Raw genomic sequence first — 19,265 nt, 5'->3', positions numbered from 1 at the left:
ATCGGCAATTATATTCCAGTCCATTCTGAGTCCTAACTTAACTCCTAACTCCTAACTCCTAAATATATGCCATCTAAAATACCAGTTTCAGTACTAATTCCAGCAAAAAATGAACAAGTAAACCTGCCTGCGTGCCTCACTAGCCTTAGCAGAGCAGATGAAATATTTGTAGTAGATTCTCAAAGTACCGATAACAGTATTGAAATTGCTAAAAGTCACGGTGTAAATGTCGTGCAATTCAACTTTAATGGGCGCTGGCCCAAAAAGAAAAATTGGTCTTTAGATAATCTACCTTTTCGCAACGAATGGGTACTAATTGTAGATTGCGATGAGCGCATTACCCCAGAACTATGGGAAGAAATTGACCAAGCAATTCAAAACAAGGAATATACAGGTTATTATCTTAACCGCCGCGTATTTTTCTTAGGAAAATGGATTCGCTATGGTGGTAAATATCCCGATTGGAATCTACGTTTATTTCAACATAAAAAAGGTCGCTACGAAAATCTAAATACAGAAGATATTCCAAATACTGGTGATAACGAAGTTCACGAACACGTGATTTTGCAGGGTAAAGTTGGGTATCTCAAAAATGATATGCTCCACGAAGACTTCCGCGACCTTTACCACTGGTTAGAACGCCATAACCGCTATTCAAACTGGGAAGCCAGTGTTTATTTTAATATTCTCACAGGTAAAGACGATAGCGGTACTATTGGCGCAAATCTATTTGGTGATGCCGTGCAACGCAAACGCTTTTTGAAAAAAGTGTGGGTACACCTGCCATTTAAACCAATTTTGCGATTTGTTTTGTTTTATATTATTCAACGCGGTTTTTTAGATGGCAAAGCAGGATATATTTATGCACGTTTGCTAAGTCAATATGAATATCAAATTGGCGTTAAACTTTACGAATTACGTAACTGTGGTGGTCATTTAAATACTGCAACTATCGCCAAAGAAGGAGCAGTGCAGCAGGGGAACAGAGAAGCAGAAGGAAAGTTATTGACCATTGACTCCTAAATGTACCAATTTTAGATTTTGAATTTTGGTGAAGCAGCACGGTCTTCTCCCAAAGGGAGACGCCAAGGACGATGGGGGTTTCCCCCATGAGTGACTGCTGTTAGCGCAGCGTTAGCGAGTCTTTGAGCGTCACCCGTTCGCGCAGCGTCTCCCCTTGGGAGAAGGGATTGAAGGAAAAATTTAAAATCTAAAATCTGAAATCTAAAATTAAATGACTAACGATCAACCTTTCGTAGATTTACGCAAATATGACCAATCTTGGTTTGACCGGGGGCGTCCAGGTTGGTATGTTTTATTCTGGTGGTTTGTACAAGCGATCGCTTTTCCCCTCACTCCTCAACCTTTAAATATTCTACGTTGCGCTCTGCTAAGACTATTTGGCGCTCGGATCGGCAAAGGTGTATTAATTCGGCCTACCGCCCGCTTTACATACCCTTGGAAAGTTACCATTGGCGACTACAGTTGGATTGGAGATAACGTAGTTTTATACAGCCTAGAGCAGATCCACATCGGTGAACATTGCATAATTTCCCAAAAAAGTTACCTATGTACTGGTAGCCACGATCTGCGAGATCCTGCCTTTGGGTTAAAAACAGCAAGTATCACCATTAATAATGGTGTATGGGTAGCAGCAGATTGTTTTGTTGGGCCAGGAGTGCAAATCGGGGCTAATGCCGTAATTGGCGCTCGTAGTAGTGTTTTTACTAATATGCCCTCTGGGCAGGTTTGTTGGGGAAGCCCCTGTCGTCCCAAGACGGTCAGGATAAAACTTGATCCCTCCACAAACTCGTGATTTTATAGATAAACATTGTAGGGGCATACAGCTAGCTGTGTGCCCCTACTTTTCTATATATATATATTTAATTTGTTTGCTTTTGGAAAAGGAAAGTGCGCTCACTACAATCTTATAGCTAAAATTGCAACTAGCATAGGCATATCCTGCACTACTTACAATTTGCAGTGCTATAACTCAGAGGCTATGTATTTTTATTCACATAGCAAGTACTTGTGTTTCCAAGCTATAAGCTCTATTTTATAGTGCCAAATATTTTATTTTAAAGGCAAAAAGTTCGAGAAGTTTTAAAATAAATTTTATAAGAGGCGATTATGAATTTCAATAACAATAAAAAAGACGTAATTTTAATAGTTGATGACAACCCAGTTAACTTACAGTTATTGATCGATTTATTAGAGTATTACGGCTTTAAAGTTTTAGTAGCTGAAAATGGGAAAAATGCCATTGGTATGGCAGAATATGCCTTACCAAATCTAATTTTATTAGATATATTAATGCCAGTAATCGATGGTTTTGAAACCTGTAGACTTTTGAAAGCAAATCCAGCTACTCAAGATATCCCCGTAATATTTATCACTGCTATGAATGACAAGGTGGATAAAGTCAAAGGTTTGAATCTTGGTGCAGTAGATTACATCACTAAACCTCTAGAACATGAAGAGGTTTTAGCTAGAATAAATACGCATTTACGTTTACGAAACCTAACAAAAACACTTACAGACCAAAATAAACGTTTAGAGATGGAAATCTTGGAGCGGCAGCAGGTAGAAGAAAAACTGCGATGTCATTCAGATGCCTTAGATGAATGGAACAATAGATATCAAGCACTAATTCAAGCGAGTGGTCAGATTCTATACGACTGGCATCTGCATACCAACGAGATTCAATACGGTGGTAATGTAGAGGGAATATTAGGTTACTCTATACCTGAGATGTTAGGAGGTTTGAATCGTTGGTTAGAGTTGATTCATCCTGATGATAGAAACTTCTTTAGTGAAGAAGTTAAACGTGTTTTAACCACAAAAGAACGATTCCATCTTGAATTTAGGGTATGTCGAAAAGATGGCACTTACATCACAGTTGAGGACAACGGGTATATTTTTTTAGACTCTACAGAGAAAGTTGCTCGAATGGCAGGCTTTGTAATTGATATTACCGAACAACAAGCTGCGCTGCGCGAACGTAAAGAAGCAGAACAAAAAATTCGTGAGCAAGCAGCTTTGCTTGATATTACAACAGACGCGATTATCGTTCAAAATTTGGTTAACCAAATTCAATTTTGGAATAAAGGGGCTGAACATCTCTACGGTTGGATGGCAGAAGAAGCAATAAGCAAGAATACCAATCAACTTTTGTATCGAAAGCAAAGTCTTTGCGAACTGAAAAATATCCAGAAAACTTTAGCTGAGAGTGGTTCATGGCAAGGTGAGTTACATCAAGTCACAAAACAAAGTAAAGAGATAATTGTTGCTAGTCGCTGGACATTAGTAAATGATGATGAGGGACAAGCTAAATCCATCCTGATTGTCAACTCCGATATTACAGAGAAAAAACAACTCGAAACGCAGTTTCTCCGGGCCCAGCGAATGGAGAGTCTTGGCACCCTAGCAAGTGGCATTGCCCACGATCTTAACAATGCACTGACTCCTATAATGATGACAGTACAACTTTTAGAAGCAAAGCTCCCAGATGAAAAAAGTCAGCAATGGCTGACAATTATGAAAACAAATGTTAAACGTGCAGCAGATTTAGTTAAACAAGTGCTGTGGTTTTCACGCGGCTCTGTAGGCAACTTCAAAACCTTACAGGTAGAGAATATAATTTCAGAAATTGAAAATATTGTTAAGCAAACATTTTCCAGAGCGATTGAAATCCGCATTGATGTTCCTGGGCAAAACCTGTGGAATGTCTTTGGCGATGCTACTCAGCTACATCAAGTACTAATGAATCTCTGTATTAATGCTCGTGATGCTATGCCTCATGGCGGTATCCTAAAGATTTATGCGAAGAATTTCTGGGTTGATAGCTACTATGCTCGGATGAATATTGATGCTAAGGTCGGTTCTTACGTGATGATTAGTATCTCTGATACAGGTACAGGAATTGCCAGAGAAATAGTAGATAGAATTTTTGAGCCATTTTTCACAACAAAGGAACTGGGTAAAGGTACAGGGCTTGGTCTTTCAACAGTGCTTGGCATTATCAAAAGCCATAGCGGTTTTGTGAATGTAGTTACTGAAGTGGACAAAGGCACTGAGTTTCAAGTTTGCTTACCCGTAACGCAGACAATGGATACAGATGAGAAACTGGCTGGAAATCAGGAATTACCAGTAGGGCATGGAGAATTGATTCTTGTTGTTGATGATGAAGATTCAATTCGAGAGGTGACTCAAACCTGGTTAGAAAAAAATGCCTATAGAGTTTTAGTAGCTAGTGATGGTATTGATGCGATCGCACTATACGCAGAACATCAACAAGAAATTAGTGTGGTGTTGGTTGATATGATGATGCCATATATGGATGGGCCAACAACTATCAATGTTTTAAAAAAAATTAATCCAGACATCAAAGTTATTGGTGTTAGTGGATTAGCTTTCAATCATGAAATGATTAAAAACCTTGGTAATAGTGTCAAAAACCTTTTGTCTAAGCCTTACACTTCAAGCGACTTGTTAATAAATTTACAGATGGTGATTAGTACAAAGTAGATTGGGGACTGGGGACTGGGGGTTGATTCTTTCTCCCTCATCCTCCCCTGCCCCCTGAATCTTTAGGCAAGAGCAGTGGTAATATATTTTCATGGCTGCTCTAATCCTTGCTATTGATGAACAAACTATTGGATGAAACGCTGTCAATCAAAATTGCTGAACTGATAAACAGCAGAGCTAGTACTCCGTTTGATAATGCTTACAAAGCTGCATTGTCCACTGAAGGAGCAAGATACATTCAGGGATTTTTGGCTTTTGCTGGGAAGCCATACAGACCTGTCGAACACAGTTGGATTGAACTAGGCGACGCTTCTGATACCCGTATTATCGATCCTACATTGCCGCATCTGAACAAAGATCCCCAAGGACTCTGGTATTTTGCAGCACATAGTCTGACTATTAAAAAACTGAAAGCCATCATTGAAGAATCAAAAGAAGATTATCCAGAAGATGACCCATTGCCAATTTATGGCAATCCACCTTATGAATATTATGGTGATGTAATGTTAGGTGGTCAAGACTATTTGACGGCATATCAAGCCGCAGAGGCTAAGTGCAAAGAAATCAACGAACTCAACCCTGAAAGAAACTAACAAAACTAAATTAAATAATTCATAATTACGAATTATTTAATATGATTTACCATCACTACCAAAGTATTCTCTATAGCCACAAATTTTGTCTCCGCGCACATCAAAAGAGACTGCTACCCGATTTTTGTAGGGCTGTCCGAATAAAGGGCCCTCGTCCCGAAACTCAAAGACAGCAGTCGTTTCATTACTTGTAACACGGTCTATACCAGTCAGCTTCAAGCCAGGACTAAAGGATTCAAAAACGTACTCGAAAAACTCTCTAGCTCGCTCTTTTCCCACATTTAAACCGTGAAATTTACCCATTGGAAACCAAAGGGTAAAATCTTCTGTGAGCATATCTAATAAAGCTTCCCAGTCTCCAGTTGACATGCCATGTGTAAGATTATCAAATGCCTGCCGAGCAACTTTTAAAGTATTTTCTGAATCTTGTGTCATTCTCACTCCTAACTAGAAGATATAAGCTAATACTGTATTACTTAAAATTTCATAACCACTTTGCCACAATTTTGACCACTGAGGAGATATTGTACAGCATCGGGTATGGATTCTATACCTTGAAACTGGGTTGGGTCAACGGCAACTTTAAGTTTGTCTGTGTAATACAGGTTTAAAAGGCGATCGCTTGCCTCTGGCATATATTCTTTATAATGAGCCATGAGAAAGCCTCTCACGGAAGATGCTTTCCAAGATAGCTGGTGATAAATGCGCGACTGTGTAATTTGTTCAACATTATGTGCGTATTCGGAGATAAAACCAACTACTACTAAACGTCCCCGCACTGCCAAGTTTTCAACACAAGTATCAAATACTTCTTTACCTACAGACTCAAAAATCAAATTAATCCCATTGGGGTATTCTTCCTTGAGGATTTGATTGAGATTTTCTGTGCGATAGTTGATAATGCGATCGCACCCTAATTCTCTTAGTAATTTTGCCTTCGCCTCAGAACTACAAGTACCAATGACATGATTCCCAGCTAGCTTTGCCAATTGCACCGCAATATGACCAGTTCCCCCTGCTGCTGCTGTCACTAAAACCACTTCATTACTTTTCATCTCCCCCACTTTTTCCAGTGCCACTAAAGCTGATACACCTGTAGGCATTAGTGTTAGCAACTCTGGCGTTGCTTCCTGCACCTTCACCCCTAAGTTTGCATCAATAACCTGATATTCTCGATAGCCGCCACCACGCGCTGTTGTTACCACAGCATCACCTATTTGAAAATCTTTGACATTTTCACCGATAGCGACAACTTCCCCCACAGCTTCCACACCTAAATCGAAAGGAGGAATTAAGTTAATATATGGAAGATCGCCACGACAAAGTAAAGTGTCAAAGCCACCGTTAATGCCAGCAAATTTGTTTTGAATTAAAATTTCATTAACAGCAGGTTTGGAAATAGGTATTTCGACAATTTCAACAGCAGATTTAAAATCTGGATTGAGTTGTTTCGCTCTTAACTTTTTGTAAGTTTTTAAATTCATTGGTAGAAGCAATTAGGCGCAAATTATTTGAAGCTATGTTGATAAATATAAATGTAGGCGCGTTAGCTGAAAGCATCATACACCTACAATAATCGCAGGGGCATTACACTAAGCTTACAAAGCTTTATTCCACTCTAATTGATGAGTTAAACCGTACTTGATAAAATCTTCTACTCTCGCTTGATCGCTTTTACCAAAAACACCTAAGCTGTAAGGATTCTCTTGCATACGTTGGGTGACTTGCTCGTTCTCAAATTCGATAACTTCTTCTCTTGGTTTGTCCGGTTTAAAAAAGTCTACAACCAAAACAGTTCTATCATAATTAGTGTGATTATGCGGACAGTGTGGATAGCTATGATCTAAAACTAGAAATTTGCCTTCATGCCAATAAAGCTGCTCATGGCAGATTTTCATAGCGACATCTCCCTCTGGTACAATCAATCCTAGATAGCCACGATTTGTATGAGGGTTGTAGTTCACGTGTAGCTTGATATCCAAGCCTGGATGGAATGTCCCAAAATACACATTTCTGATGATTTCATCATCATTAAAGTTGACTTTTTCTATTAATTTCGCCAAAGTTGGGAAATATTTTTCTCTTAAGGCAAGTGCTTTTTTTGATGCTTCTTCTGACCCATAATCAGGATATTTTATTTGATGTAATTGAATATATTTTTCGATAAACATACCTTGAAATAAAATCCCAAAAGCACTGTATTTGGCATCACCCTTAGTTTGAATCGTTTTACTTTTAGGGCCCAGAATATCGTAAGCGACTTTTAAATCCTCATTCGATGCCTGTTTAATAAAGTGTGTAAACTCGTCTCTAATTGCTTGCCAGTTATCTTGAAAACTTTTGAGAAAAGTAAATTCTTTTGGGTCTATATGATACTCATTAAAACTTTCCATTGTCTTTTCTCCTGAAGCTGATTTCATAAAAAACCTTTATATAATAGTGGGATTTGGTCTTCGCCCCGATTCGATGTTTGGAATTCCTGACTAACTCATTTTAGTGTGAGGTCTGCTGTGTCTGAAACTCCCGTATTAGATCAAATTATCAAAAATGTGCGAGTAATTCGTCCCCATCAGGATGCAATCGAACTACTTGATTTAGGAATTCAGGATGGAAAATTTGCTCAGATTGCCCCTAATATTAGCCCAGACACGGCTAAAGAGGTATTTGATGGCAAAAACTTGCTGGGCTTTCCTGGGGTTGTGGATGCCCACATGCACGTCGGTATCTATCAACCCCTGGACAAAGATGCTGTAACTGAAACCAAAGCAGCTGCAATGGGAGGCGTAACTACTAGCTTAAATTACATCCGTACAGGGCAGTATTATCTTAACAAAGGCGGCTCCTACCGTGATTTTTTTCCCGAGGTGTTGGCTTTATCCGCAGGTAATTTTTTTGTAGATTATAGCTATCACATCGCACCTATAGCTAGCCAGCATATCGATGAAATACCTCTATTGTTTGAGGAACACGGTGTCTCTTCGTTTAAAATCTTCATGTTTTATGGAGGCTATGGGTTACATGGTTTGTCAGACCAGCAAAACCTCTTTTTGATGATTAATAAAGAGGAACGGTACGATTTTGCCCATTTTGAATTTATTATGCGTGGTCTAACTCGCTTGATGGCAGAACATCCAGAAGCGCGAGATACTATTAGTTTGAGTTTGCACTGTGAAGTTGCAGAAATTCTCAACGCCTATACCAAAATAGTTGAAAATGATTCTAGTCTTAGTGGATTACACGCCTACAGCGCAGCGCGTCCACCTCATTCTGAAGGTTTAGCAATTTGCATTGCTTCTTATTTAGCAAATGAGACTAACTGTGCAAATATCAATTTGTTGCACCTAAGTTCGCGTAAGGCAATGGAAGCAGCTTTGACTATGCAAACTGCTTTTCCTCATATCAATTTTCGGCGAGAAGTTACTGTCGGACATTTGTTATTAGATGTCGATACCCCGAATACAATTTGGGCAAAAGTTAACCCTCCAATCCGTCCTCGTGCCGATGTAGAATACTTATGGCAAGCAGTACTCAACAATCAGGTAGATTGGATCGTTAGCGACCATGCTTGCTGTTCTGCTGAACAAAAAAGAAGTGCTAAAGATCCGAATAATATTTGGTTAGCAAAGTCTGGTTTTGGCGGTACAGAATATTTACTTTCTGGTGTATTTAGTGAAGGTAGTAAGCGAGGAATGTCTTACAACCATATCGCTAAGTTGTTATCTTGGAACCCATCGCGGCGCTTTGGTTTGTTAGAAAAAGGTGATATTGCTATTGGCTATGATGCTGATTTGGTATTAGTAGACCCCAATGAAAGCTTTGTGGTACGCGCGGCTGAGTCAGAGTCACAACAAGGTTATACACCTTTTGAAGGAATGGAGTTAACTGGAAAGGTAAAAAGTACCTTTTTACGGGGAAATTTGATTTACAACAATGGAGAGGTTCTAGGTTCACCTATTGGGCGCTATTTAAAAAGACCTTCTAGAATGTCTACATAGAAATTTTGCTGTTTATAAACACAATAAATACGGTTCATATCATGTCCGGTAAATTACTTGTGATATGTCATTGCGAATGCAACGTAGCGTCTCGTAGAGAAGAGAAGCAATCACAAGTTCTCTGCGATTGCTTCACTCCGTACCCTGCGGGAACGCTAAGAGCGAACGCAATGACAAGCGTTCAACTGGACATGATATTAGTTAAAGGCTACTGGTAACAATTTTGGTTTTCGAGACGCGATAAATCGCCGTCTCTACAAGTGTTTTGTTGCTCATTCTGAACTGTATTGGTTTATAAACTATTGTTTATTAGCGTGGATATGACAATACTGTTCCAATCTTTGACAAATCCCTATCGACTCGGACAAAGAATAAGCAACCATCATCTGTTCTGTGCCAAGGAACAATAGTAAAACTAGAAACATACCCAAACCAATCTTTTGCAAGCCGAAAATCCCCTACATCACAGTATCCAGACAAGCAATATGATTCTTCATTATAAGATTGAATCATTGAATGCCTGCCATCATAATGTGGCAAGACAGCAAGCAACCATACTCCACCTCCGTTACTATCTTTTCTTAGGTACTTTTTTTTAGATACTTCAAATTGAACTGTATCTGTCTTATTCCACGGTAGTAATTTACTATCCAATGCAGGGATGAATTCATCCAATTTAGCATCTGGATGATCGTTTGTTGCGTTTTGATATTTCAATGGAATCGGGCCGTTTTCCATCCAGAGTATTTCAACTTCTTCATTGCCTAGCACTTTCCAAGGGCCTACTTTCACTCCTGCGGGAATAAAGGAGTAGCCATGCTTGTTTAATTGCCACTCACCAAATTGAATTGCACCTCTGAGTACAAAAATCTCTAAATCGGCAGTAAAGAAGCCAGAAGGTGCTTCAAAATGAGGCGGTAAAACTACTTTTGAAGTGGATGCACCACAATTATGCCATGTTAGCGATCGCCTACTACCAAATGGGACATTATCTGGCATTCCACTTACTCGCCAACCGTCTTCTACTGGTAAGATACTTGTATCAATAAATTGGTATTGACGAGGTAGATACTTTTCAGAGATGGCTGTATACCTTCCTGATAGGTTCATGCGCCCTCTTCCGTCTCCACCCCAATCCTCTTTTATAGATTCTAGATGTAAAAAATCATCAGTTTGATTTTGTTCTACGGAATTAAAATTTATATTCTCTTCACCCACAACTTCACTTTCTCCTGTTGAATTTTAGATTATGTTGACTGGATTTTCTTCTAAAAATTCAATTGCTAATTCAGCAAATTACCTTTTCTGTGCTATGGCTTGGAACCATTCAATTAGAGGTCTTAAGGTTCCTGGCAATGCTGACTCGCTGACAGTCACCGTATGCTGTTTGCCGTTATCTTCTACTGTTAACTTATACTGAAAGCGATCGCTCTGGGGATTTGGTGAGGTAATTAGTTCCGGTAGCCTAAATAAATCAGCAACTTCCACTAATCGGGGAAGTGTCGCCGCTTCATGTGGCGGGAGAGTTTCTGTATCAACGGTTATCTTCTTGCTGATGCCGGCAAAGCCACCGGTGCGTTCAAATGATACTCGCATTTTTTGCTCTCCGTTGTGTTATTCAGTTGAGATAAATACAAAAATTGGGAGATGATAGTTCTCACCTCCCACTTTAGCAACAACAAACAACAGATTGATCAGTCGTGAGTACTGACTATTTATAGACGTGATTTATCGTCGCATCTCTACTTATAACTCTTGTACAGACGCGATAACTCGCGTCTCTCCTAAATCTAAATAACTCCTACCTTTTGCCAAGCATTCTGCACAGCTTTTTGCTCATTACTGCCATTACCGTAGAGTTCGCCAGCAACTTGAATGGTGACGTTGGCAGCTTTTTTAAAATCTGCTTTGGCATTTAAGCGATCGCGTAAAGCTACATACCAGATTTTACCAGCTTTTTCCCAAGCATAGCCATCAATCTCAACCGCAGCTAGATAAAAGGCATGGTTAGGGATTCCTGAGTTGATATGCACCCCGCCGTTATCATCAGTACCAGTATATTTATCCTTCACATAGGCTGGCTGGGGATCTTTACCCAATACTGGATCATCATAAGCTGTTCCTGGCGCTTTCATCGAGCGGAGGGCAACACCTTTGATAGTCGGTACCAAAAGACCTTCACCAATCAGCCAGTCTGCCTCTTTTGCTGTATGATTTTTAATCTTTTGTTTCACCAAGGAACCAAAAACATCAGAAAACGACTCATTCAGTGCGCCTGGTTCGCCATAATACTGTAAACCAGCTTCATACTGAGTTATACCATGAGTTAGCTCATGCCCAATCACATCAATTGATTTCGTAAAGCGTTGAAACAATTCTTCATCGCCATCACCATAAACCATTTGGTCGCCGTTCCAAAAGGCATTGTCATATTTAACGCCATAATGCACGGTGGAGTCTAAACGCAGTCCTTTGTCATCAACGGAATTGCGATCGAATATCTCATGAAACAAGTCATAGGTCGCACCAGCCGCATCGTAAGCTTCATTCACTGATGGGTCGCTACTGGGGGGGTCTCCCTCACCACGCACCAGCGTACCAGGGAGTTGCTGGCCATTTTTGGCGTCGTAGATGGTGCGGCGCTTCTCACCCGGAGAAGGCGCAAACGAGATATTACCTACGACGTTTCTTCGTCCCAAAAATTGCGCCGAAATATTTAATGTATGAAAAGCCCAAGTACGCTGCTGGGGATTGCCATTCACCACAACATTTTTTAGCATGTGGGGTGGGACAATACAACAAATAGGACATCTAGAGTCAAGCGAATGCTCATCCTTGAACCGGGCTGATTTCTTTTTATTTCGAGCCATCCAAGATATTCTCCTTTTAAAACTAAGTGATGGCAAACAGCGGCTTTAACTCCACTGGAGAAAGGAACAGAAAAACGAATCCCAATTGTGTGCCCCTGGTTTCTGAGTATTTTCGAGTCGTGTCTTGATTCTGATTCCTGAATTCTGACTTCGGAATTCTTCTTCAAATATTAGTTCTTATCAAGAGAAATAATGTTATTTATTGCTGTTTTGTTACTATCAAGCAGTTAATCCGATAAATCTCCATTGGAGATAGGCGAATCTCAAATCTAGATATTCAAAACCGTAATTGTTCACAGCCAGCCACCAAACACCGCCAGACCATAATATTTCCAAGGTACTGCAACTGTCTTAAATCCAGCTTTGCTCAACATTTGTAAATGAGCATCTAAGCTAGCTAGCTGGTCTTGACTGGAGTAACCTTGAGTGCTGGTTGTGCCAAGCTTCGCGCGAATCTCCGTCAAACTGGTTCCTTGTTGAAGTGACCATTCCTCTCGTGCTGCTTTGTAAACTTCTGCTAAGGCTGGTGATTCTGGTAAGGTGGGGTCTGCATTCCAAAAACAGCCGTCTTGAGTAAGGCTAGCAGCAATTCGCTCAAATAACTTAAATTTCATTTCATCTTGGAGATGGTGAATTGCCAAGGATGAGACACAAACATCAAATTTGCTACCAATATCCAATTTTTCTGGATTATTTGCCCAGTCACCAAAATCTGCTTGTATACCAGTCCAGCGTTGTTGATATCCCGCTGTGGTGATTTTATCTTGGGCAAATTGCAGCATTCGGGGTGAGTAATCTAGGGCAATTACTTGGGCATCTGGAAAGCGATTGAGTATCTTGAGACTAAGTTCGTTAAACTAAACGATTCCCTCACGAGAACCGCTCGTCTTCAAAACCGGACGTGAGACTTTCATCTCATCCGGCTCCTCAATGAATTGGCGCTTGCCGTGCGTACCTCCAACTGAACCATCTTCAGTTGTTTTTGTGTCGTGGCAGTGTTTATGTAGAATCTGGAGATTTTTGTATTCGTCTTTTCCCTTTTTACTTAGAGGGATTATGTGGTCGATCTCCAGTACATCTGACTCTCGAAAGTACAATCCGCAGTGAGTACATTTCCCTTTCTGCTTTTTAAGGAGTATGGAAATCCTTTTATTTGCTTTTGGGTGTGTACCTATTCTTAAACTCCAGTAAATTAGGTTGCCATCATAGGGACTGGCATTGCCCTTAACTTTCACATGACGGACAATCTTTGTTTCCGTATGTGATTGTAACCGCATTGGGTTTTTACCTTCTTGCTTGGTTGCAAATGCCCAATTATCCCCGCCAAATGTTTGCCAATATTTATTTGACACCCATTCCCATGATTTGTTGGGATGGCGGCGTTTTGCCCAGGCTTTTAGCTTTGGATACATTAAATTATCTATTGCAGCAAAGACATTCTTGCTTACCACAGTTGAGTAGTAGTTTGACCATCCTCTTATTACTGGATTTAATCGGCTGATTAACGCCATATGTGGCGCTGCATTATGGTCGTTGATGATACTTGCTACTCGTTTGTAATGTATCTTTTGCTTCTCTTTGCTGGGGCTGATGATTGTTTTGAAGCCTAGTTTTGAATGGGATTTCCCCACTTGAAACTGCCTAACATTAAAACCAAGGAATTCAAACCCTGGTTCTTCATTTCCATACTTATTTAAGGTATGAGCTAGGCGTGTCTTGCTTGGCTTCAATTCAAGACCCATGCCTTTTAACCATTCAGAGATTAGACTCTGGCATCTTTGGACAACGTTTATGTCTTCGTGTAGAATTACGAAGTCATCGGCATATCGGATTAGACTTAAGCTTCCACGGTTAACCTTTTTACCGTAGCCGGCTCTAGTTGGCAGTGTTTCGGCATACTGCTTTATCCGGTTTTCCATTCCGTGGAGGGCGATGTTGGCAAGTAGTGGAGAGATGACCCCACCTTGCGGTGTTCCCTCAGATGTCTGTTGGTACTGCAATTTGTCCATCACTCCCGCTTGTAACCAAGCTCGTATTTGACGGCGAATGGTAGGGAATGTATTTAATTTGTTTAGCAGTGCCTTATGGTTGATGTGGTCAAAGCATTTTGCTATATCGGCATCTAGTACATATTTTGGTTTATGACTAATTGCACTGAATATTGCTTCAATCGCATCATGGCATGAGCGTCCGGGTCTAAACCCATAACTGTTGGGTTCAAATCGCGCTTCCCATTCTGGCTCTAGTGCCATTTTGACAAGTGCTTGCAAGGCTCGGTCATACATTGTAGGGATACCCAGTGGTCTTTTTTCTTCCGTTCCAGGCTTGGGAATCCATACCCGCCTAGTCGGGTGACATTTTGGGCTTAATTTTAATTTGGCAATTAAGGCGAAACGTTGCTTTGGAGTCAGCGATTTAATGCCGTCTACACCTGCCGTTTTCTTCCCTTGATTGTCTTGTGTTACCCTTCTGACCGCTAAAACCTTTGCCGACCAGGATTTTATCAGTGTCTTCTGGAGTCTGCGTATTGCTTTAACATCACCACGAGATGAGGCTTTGTAAATTCTTTTTTGCAACTTGTAAACACGTTTTTCTAGTTTTTTCCAGTTAACGTGTTTCCATTCCACCGTCGATTTGTCGTTCTCTATCGTTAGAATTGGTTTGTCTGGTAAGACTGTTAATTCTTTTGAGTTGAGATTGATTTGTCGCGTTTTAGACATATTCATTGCTACTTGTGACTTTACATTCCAATTCATCGTGAGTCCGTCAGCATATTCTCACCATTACGGCGAGACATTCGCTTCTGACTCAATCCTGCCTATCGCCTCATGCGGTTAGCACCTACTCAGTTATCGACCTGACTGAGAGAGGGTGATAGGTTACTTCGTTCCGAATGACCATTGTTTGAATCTTTAGAGTTAATACTGTCCACCGGGTTTTTTGGGAGTGCTTACTGGTCAAGCAGGTATTGCCAGTCCCTTTTCCTTTGCCTTTTGGCTCCAGCGCAGATAGCCTTATTTCGCTGGTTCTGTGTGACGATGGTTGATAATGTATTTTTCGCTTGCGCTACTCATGGATTCATGCTTGGAGGGAACCGACTTAGGCTGCTAGTTGGAACTCCTTTTCTTCCCGCTTTACGGATTGATGGCTAGTCGCTACCGTAGGGAAGATGCTGTCACCGCTGCACCTGCGGGGTAGGACTTACACCTACATGGTCATTCAGTTGTCATGGTTTTGTAACCAAGCTAACCGTCCCTAAGTATTACTACTTATTTAGGTTAAACGAATCGCACGCCTGTACCACAGCCTAATTCTAAAATACGCCGACTTGTCGAAGGTAAACAACGGCTAATTACTTCTAGCATCTCATCGTATCGCGGTAACAGTTGGCGAATACCAGTGTCAAAATCCGCAGTGTTGGCGAATACTTCTCCAGGAAATAACTGTTGCATGGGGATTCAAAATATATAAACACACTAATCAATATTAATCATCCATCATTGCCGAGGTACATACTACATCGGTGGTAGAAACTTTTAGTATTAGACGATTACACCTAAATCTGTTGAATAATCTGCATTGTTTCTACGTTGACAGTGCAGATTCTTTGTAGTAAATCTATTACCTGTTCTTTGTAATCTGCAAAGTAATATGTATTGAATTTTTCAGCAATTGTCGGGTCTTTAGGTTTCTTTTCTTTGTATTGATCTAAAATGCATACTGCATCTCCTTCACCATACCAATAAATGTCACATCAACCAGCACCAGAAATCGAACTGCTCCGTGCGGTCTACGCAGCCTTCAACGCGCGAGACATTAACGCTGCCCTTGCCCTCATGACTGCGGACGTGGCTTGGCCGAAAGCGTTCAAAGGCGGTTTTGTCCGTGGGCCTGAAGAAGTTCGCGCTTACTGGACGGAGCAATGGAGCGAGATCAATCCGCACGTCGAGCCAGTTTCCTTTTACTCGGAGGAGACCGGGCGCATTTTGGTCGATGTGCATCAGGTCGTGCGTGACTTGGCTGGAGCAGTTCTTGCCGATCAGCATGTGGGCCATCGATTCACCTTTGAACACGGCTTGATTCAAGCTATGGAAGTCTGTCCACTTCCATCATCCACTCCAAAGACCTAATCACGCGCAAAGTATGTCTTAACAAAGCTGATAACAGATAGCGCCTAGTAAGGATGTAAAATATACTGCCGTTGATTTTAAATTATCAAAAAAAAACACTTATCTAAGCAATAACACGGTGCATTTATTCCCTCCTCTGTTCCTCTGTGCCCTCTGCGGTTCGACTCCTAAATTGGTGCGTTACATTCCGTTAACGCACCCTACTAATTAGGACACCTACTCGTCGATTTGACCAACGCGGCGGATATTCAAAATGTCGCTCATTTTCTTAATTTGGACGAACACTTGCTCTAACTGAGAGCGATCGCGTATATCTATTCCTAAGTCCATCAATGCAGGTTGACCAATAGAGGTTTTCACCTGGGCATGGCGGACGTTGATCCCTTGGTCACTCAAGCGTGACAAAATATCCTTTAGTACCCCTACACGATCCAGGGCTTCAATTTGTACATCTACTGGGTACGTGTGCGGACGACCACTATTTTCGGCGGCTGGGTTCCATCTAACTGGTACTAAGCGTTCATACTCCACACACTCCAGATTATGGCAGCCTTGGCGATGAATTGAAATCCCCCTACCTCGCGTCACCACACCAATAATCGGTTCGCCAGGAATCGGGGTACAACACCCAGCTAAATAATACACCAACCCTTCTACCCCAACAATTGGCGAATCACTGGTGCGAGAAGTCGTTGGAGGTGTATCTCGCAAAGCTTTTGAACTTGGTTCTTTGGGGATAAATGGCGACACAGTGGCAACTGGTTGTTGTCCTTTCGCTACTTCTCGCCAGCGATTTAGCACTAGGTTCAACGTAATTTCTCCGTAACCTAAACCAGCGAGTAAATCGTCCACGCTATGGTAGTTACACTTTTCGGCGACAATCTGCATCGCATCCGACTTCAGTAAACTATCAAAACCAGTTTTACCAAGTTCTTTTTCTAACAACTCCCGTCCACGGGCAACATTTTCTTCTCGGCGCGATCGCTTGTACCATTGTTTAATCCGATATTTCGCCGCCGAAGTCCTGGCAAAGTTCAACCAATCCAAACTTGGATGGCAGTTCTTTTGGGTTAGAACCTCTACAATATCGCCATTTTGCAGCCGCGTTGACAGTGGCACCATTCGCCCATTCACTCGCGCTCCTGAACAGTGGTTTCCGACTTCTGTATGAATGCGATAAGCAAAATCTACAGTTGTAGCACCAGGACTTAAAGGAACAACATCCCCCTTGGGGGTGAAGACATAGACATCATCTTCAAATAAATTGTCTTTAACGCTATCAAGATATTCTTGTGCATCCTTAAGATCGGTTTGCCATTCCAGCAGTTGCCGCAGCCAAGTAAACTTGTCATCTGTGCCTGTCAAATGGCTAATACTAGAACCACCTGTTTCTTTGTACTTCCAATGGGCGGCAATCCCGTACTCGGCGATGTGATGCATTTCGATTGTCCGAATTTGCACCTCTAAAGGACGGCCAGTTAATCCAATCACCCCAGTATGTAATGACTGGTAACGGTTAGGCTTTGGTAGTCCAATGTAGTCCTTAAATCTCCCCGGAATTGGGCGAAAAGCATCATGAACCACCGCCAACGCACGATAGCATTCTTCATTGGTTTGAACAATTATCCGCAGTGCAGCCAAATCGTAAATTTCATGAAATTCCTTTTGCTGGCGGTGCATTTTTTGATAAATGCTATAAAGGTGCTTGGGACGACCGCTGATATCTTGAAAGTGAATTCCAGTTTGCTGCAAACGTTCTCGCAAAATGTCTGTAGCTTTGGCTAATTTCTCTTCTCGCGCTGTCCGTTTTTCGGAAACATGCTCTTGCATTTGGCGGAAAGCTTCCGGTTCCAAATATTTAAAAGCCAAATCTTCCAGTTCCCATTTAATCCGCCAGATACCCAAGCGATTAGCTAAAGGCGCAAAGATATCTCGCGTTTCTTGGGCACTGCGGCGGCGGCTGGCTTCTGACATGTATTGTAAAGTTCGCATATTATGCAAACGATCTGCCAATTTCACCACAATTACCCGAATATCTTGCGCCATTGCCAAAAACATCCGCCGGAAGTTTTCGGCTTGGCTTTCAGTTTTGCTGGTGAAATTGATTTTAGAAAGCTTGGTGACACCTTCCACCAATTGCCGCACTTCTGGGCCAAAGCGTTCTTCTATTTCTTGACTTGTGACTTCTGTATCTTCGACAACATCATGGAGAAATCCAGCTGCTATCATAGCAGCACTACCCCCCAAGTCACGCAGCAATTCAGCTACAGCAATGGGATGAGCAATATATGGTTCTCCCGATTTGCGATATTGACCTTGATGGAGCTGGTAAGCAAATTCAAATGCTCGACCAATTAATACTGCATCACTATGCCTTCGGTCATCTTCATTTGCGTCGCTACTTGTCGATGACTCCTTCAAACATTTTTTCAACCATTCCGGAATGGCTAGATCAACTGATGAATTAATAGCTAGACTGCTCATAAAATAGGGTTTAGAGTGGATCGGTAGATAAGTGAAAAATAAATAAAACTAGCAGCATCGCCTTAAGAAGATGCTGTCACCCAGAGAAGGGTAGAAAAAGCAGTGTCAGGATGATTCTCCAATTGCTTATGGTAGTCATCCAGTTTGGGTTTCATGGATCGTTAAAAAAAGAACAACCATTGATGGCAAACAAAGCCTCAAACCATGATTTGAGGCTTTTAATGGTGATAAGTCTTTAAGAAAGTTTATTGTAGAAGAAAAATTACTTGACATTAATACTATCTTAACTAGCACTGGATGTCTTTAAACTGTGAGAAATATCTGGCATTCGTAACTTTGTTAGAGCAATTACGCTCCGATGCCACAACTACCCAAATCGTTGCGCCAGAACTGCGGCAGCGTGTAGCCACGTTGCAGCAATTTTTCGGGCAGCAGATTGTGCCTTTGGCTGATGAAAACTGGCGAGTGCAGTCTTATCAAACGGAAATGAGCAAGCAATTGCGCTTGTTGGCAATAGATGTGATGTTTTTCCAAGGAGCGCGGCAAGCATCGACTGCACAAACGAGACTTCAAACGATTAGCGATCGCTTGACAACCCTCATTCAATACTGTGATGCCATTCTGCAACCAGAAGCGGAGGGAGAAAAATAACAATTGTTCACCTTT

16 protein-coding genes and 1 pseudogene are annotated in these 19,265 nt (G+C 41.4%); 7 read left to right on the top strand and 10 right to left on the bottom strand.

Annotated elements, in window-relative coordinates; all coding sequences use genetic code 11:
* The first annotated feature begins 66 nt into the window (after nt 1–66).
* The 4 genes from HWQ39_RS01755 (at nt 67) to HWQ39_RS01740 (ending at nt 5,120) form a co-directional block, all read left to right on the top strand.
* Nucleotides 67–1,023, top strand: coding sequence for a glycosyltransferase family 2 protein (locus HWQ39_RS01755; protein WP_292840684.1), 957 nt, complete (start codon nt 67–69; stop codon nt 1,021–1,023).
* Nucleotides 1,024–1,234: 211 nt separating this feature from the next.
* A complete protein-coding gene (gene hpsU, locus HWQ39_RS01750) occupies nt 1,235–1,816 on the top strand; it encodes a hormogonium polysaccharide biosynthesis acetyltransferase HpsU (protein WP_292840681.1) in 582 nt (193 codons plus the stop codon).
* Nucleotides 1,817–2,130: 314 nt separating this feature from the next.
* Nucleotides 2,131–4,527 carry a response regulator gene (locus HWQ39_RS01745; protein ID WP_292840679.1) on the top strand — a complete coding sequence of 799 codons (2,397 nt, stop codon included), beginning with the start codon at nt 2,131–2,133 and terminating at the stop codon, nt 4,525–4,527.
* Between the two features lie 116 nt (nt 4,528–4,643).
* Entirely contained in the window at nt 4,644–5,120 is a 477-nt protein-coding gene (locus tag HWQ39_RS01740; RefSeq protein WP_292840676.1) for a hypothetical protein, read from the top strand.
* A gap of 36 nt (nt 5,121–5,156) precedes the next feature.
* On the opposite strand, the gene HWQ39_RS01735 is transcribed toward HWQ39_RS01740, so the two are convergent.
* The 3 genes from HWQ39_RS01735 to HWQ39_RS01725 all read right to left on the bottom strand — a co-directional run bounded on the left by HWQ39_RS01735 (nt 5,157) and on the right by HWQ39_RS01725 (nt 7,513).
* The gene (locus tag HWQ39_RS01735; RefSeq protein ID WP_292840673.1) at nt 5,157–5,555 is read right to left on the bottom strand and encodes a nuclear transport factor 2 family protein; all 399 of its coding nucleotides are present in this window, start codon (nt 5,553–5,555) and stop codon (nt 5,157–5,159) included.
* A 41-nt stretch (nt 5,556–5,596) separates the two neighbouring features.
* Nucleotides 5,597–6,604 carry a zinc-binding dehydrogenase gene (locus HWQ39_RS01730; protein ID WP_292840669.1) on the bottom strand — a complete coding sequence of 336 codons (1,008 nt, stop codon included), beginning with the start codon at nt 6,602–6,604 and terminating at the stop codon, nt 5,597–5,599.
* A 114-nt stretch (nt 6,605–6,718) separates the two neighbouring features.
* Nucleotides 6,719–7,513, bottom strand: a complete 795-nt coding sequence (locus tag HWQ39_RS01725; RefSeq protein WP_292840792.1) for an aspartyl/asparaginyl beta-hydroxylase domain-containing protein — start codon at nt 7,511–7,513, stop codon at nt 6,719–6,721.
* A 117-nt stretch (nt 7,514–7,630) separates the two neighbouring features.
* Between HWQ39_RS01725 and HWQ39_RS01720 the strand changes: the two genes are divergently transcribed.
* Nucleotides 7,631–9,115 (top strand): amidohydrolase family protein, encoded by a 1,485-nt coding sequence (locus HWQ39_RS01720; protein WP_292840666.1) that lies wholly within the window; start codon nt 7,631–7,633, stop codon nt 9,113–9,115.
* 309 nt (nt 9,116–9,424) lie between these two features.
* On the opposite strand, the gene HWQ39_RS01715 is transcribed toward HWQ39_RS01720, so the two are convergent.
* The 6 genes and pseudogenes from HWQ39_RS01715 to HWQ39_RS01690 form a co-directional block, all read right to left on the bottom strand.
* Nucleotides 9,425–10,333, bottom strand: coding sequence for a DUF4437 domain-containing protein (locus HWQ39_RS01715; protein WP_292840663.1), 909 nt, complete (start codon nt 10,331–10,333; stop codon nt 9,425–9,427).
* A gap of 78 nt (nt 10,334–10,411) precedes the next feature.
* On the bottom strand, nt 10,412–10,711 hold the full coding sequence (locus tag HWQ39_RS01710; protein ID WP_292840660.1) for a protealysin inhibitor emfourin: 300 nt from the start codon (nt 10,709–10,711) through the stop codon (nt 10,412–10,414).
* Between the two features lie 194 nt (nt 10,712–10,905).
* Entirely contained in the window at nt 10,906–11,985 is a 1,080-nt protein-coding gene (locus HWQ39_RS01705) for a M4 family metallopeptidase (protein WP_292840657.1), read from the bottom strand.
* A 293-nt stretch (nt 11,986–12,278) separates the two neighbouring features.
* Nucleotides 12,279–12,821 (bottom strand): trans-aconitate 2-methyltransferase, encoded by a 543-nt coding sequence (locus tag HWQ39_RS01700; RefSeq protein ID WP_292840789.1) that lies wholly within the window; start codon nt 12,819–12,821, stop codon nt 12,279–12,281.
* A 21-nt stretch (nt 12,822–12,842) separates the two neighbouring features.
* On the bottom strand, nt 12,843–14,705 hold the full coding sequence (ltrA, locus tag HWQ39_RS01695) for a group II intron reverse transcriptase/maturase (protein ID WP_292840654.1): 1,863 nt from the start codon (nt 14,703–14,705) through the stop codon (nt 12,843–12,845).
* Between the two features lie 573 nt (nt 14,706–15,278).
* Nucleotides 15,279–15,437, bottom strand: a pseudogene (locus HWQ39_RS01690) (SAM-dependent methyltransferase); the annotation flags it as partial.
* A gap of 294 nt (nt 15,438–15,731) precedes the next feature.
* Between HWQ39_RS01690 and HWQ39_RS01685 the strand changes: the two are divergent.
* Nucleotides 15,732–16,115: a nuclear transport factor 2 family protein gene (locus HWQ39_RS01685; protein WP_292840651.1), complete on the top strand. Its 384-nt coding sequence runs from the start codon at nt 15,732–15,734 to the stop codon at nt 16,113–16,115.
* 216 nt (nt 16,116–16,331) lie between these two features.
* Here the strand turns inward: HWQ39_RS01685 and HWQ39_RS01680 are convergent, their stop codons facing one another.
* Nucleotides 16,332–18,599, bottom strand: a complete 2,268-nt coding sequence (locus HWQ39_RS01680) for a bifunctional (p)ppGpp synthetase/guanosine-3',5'-bis(diphosphate) 3'-pyrophosphohydrolase (protein ID WP_292840648.1) — start codon at nt 18,597–18,599, stop codon at nt 16,332–16,334.
* Between the two features lie 297 nt (nt 18,600–18,896).
* Here HWQ39_RS01680 and patD point away from each other — a divergent pair, with 297 nt between their 5' ends.
* Complete coding sequence (patD, locus tag HWQ39_RS01675) at nt 18,897–19,250, top strand: heterocyst frequency control protein PatD (RefSeq protein WP_292840645.1); 354 nt, start codon at nt 18,897–18,899, stop codon at nt 19,248–19,250.
* The last annotated feature ends 15 nt before the right edge of the window (nt 19,251–19,265 follow it).

Origin of the sequence: Nostoc sp. NMS8 (assembly GCF_017115045.1) — a bacterium.
In the GTDB taxonomy this organism is placed as follows: domain Bacteria; phylum Cyanobacteriota; class Cyanobacteriia; order Cyanobacteriales; family Nostocaceae; genus Nostoc.
Note: the sequence above shows the minus strand (reverse complement) of the source record. Positions and strands in the feature narration are given on the sequence as shown.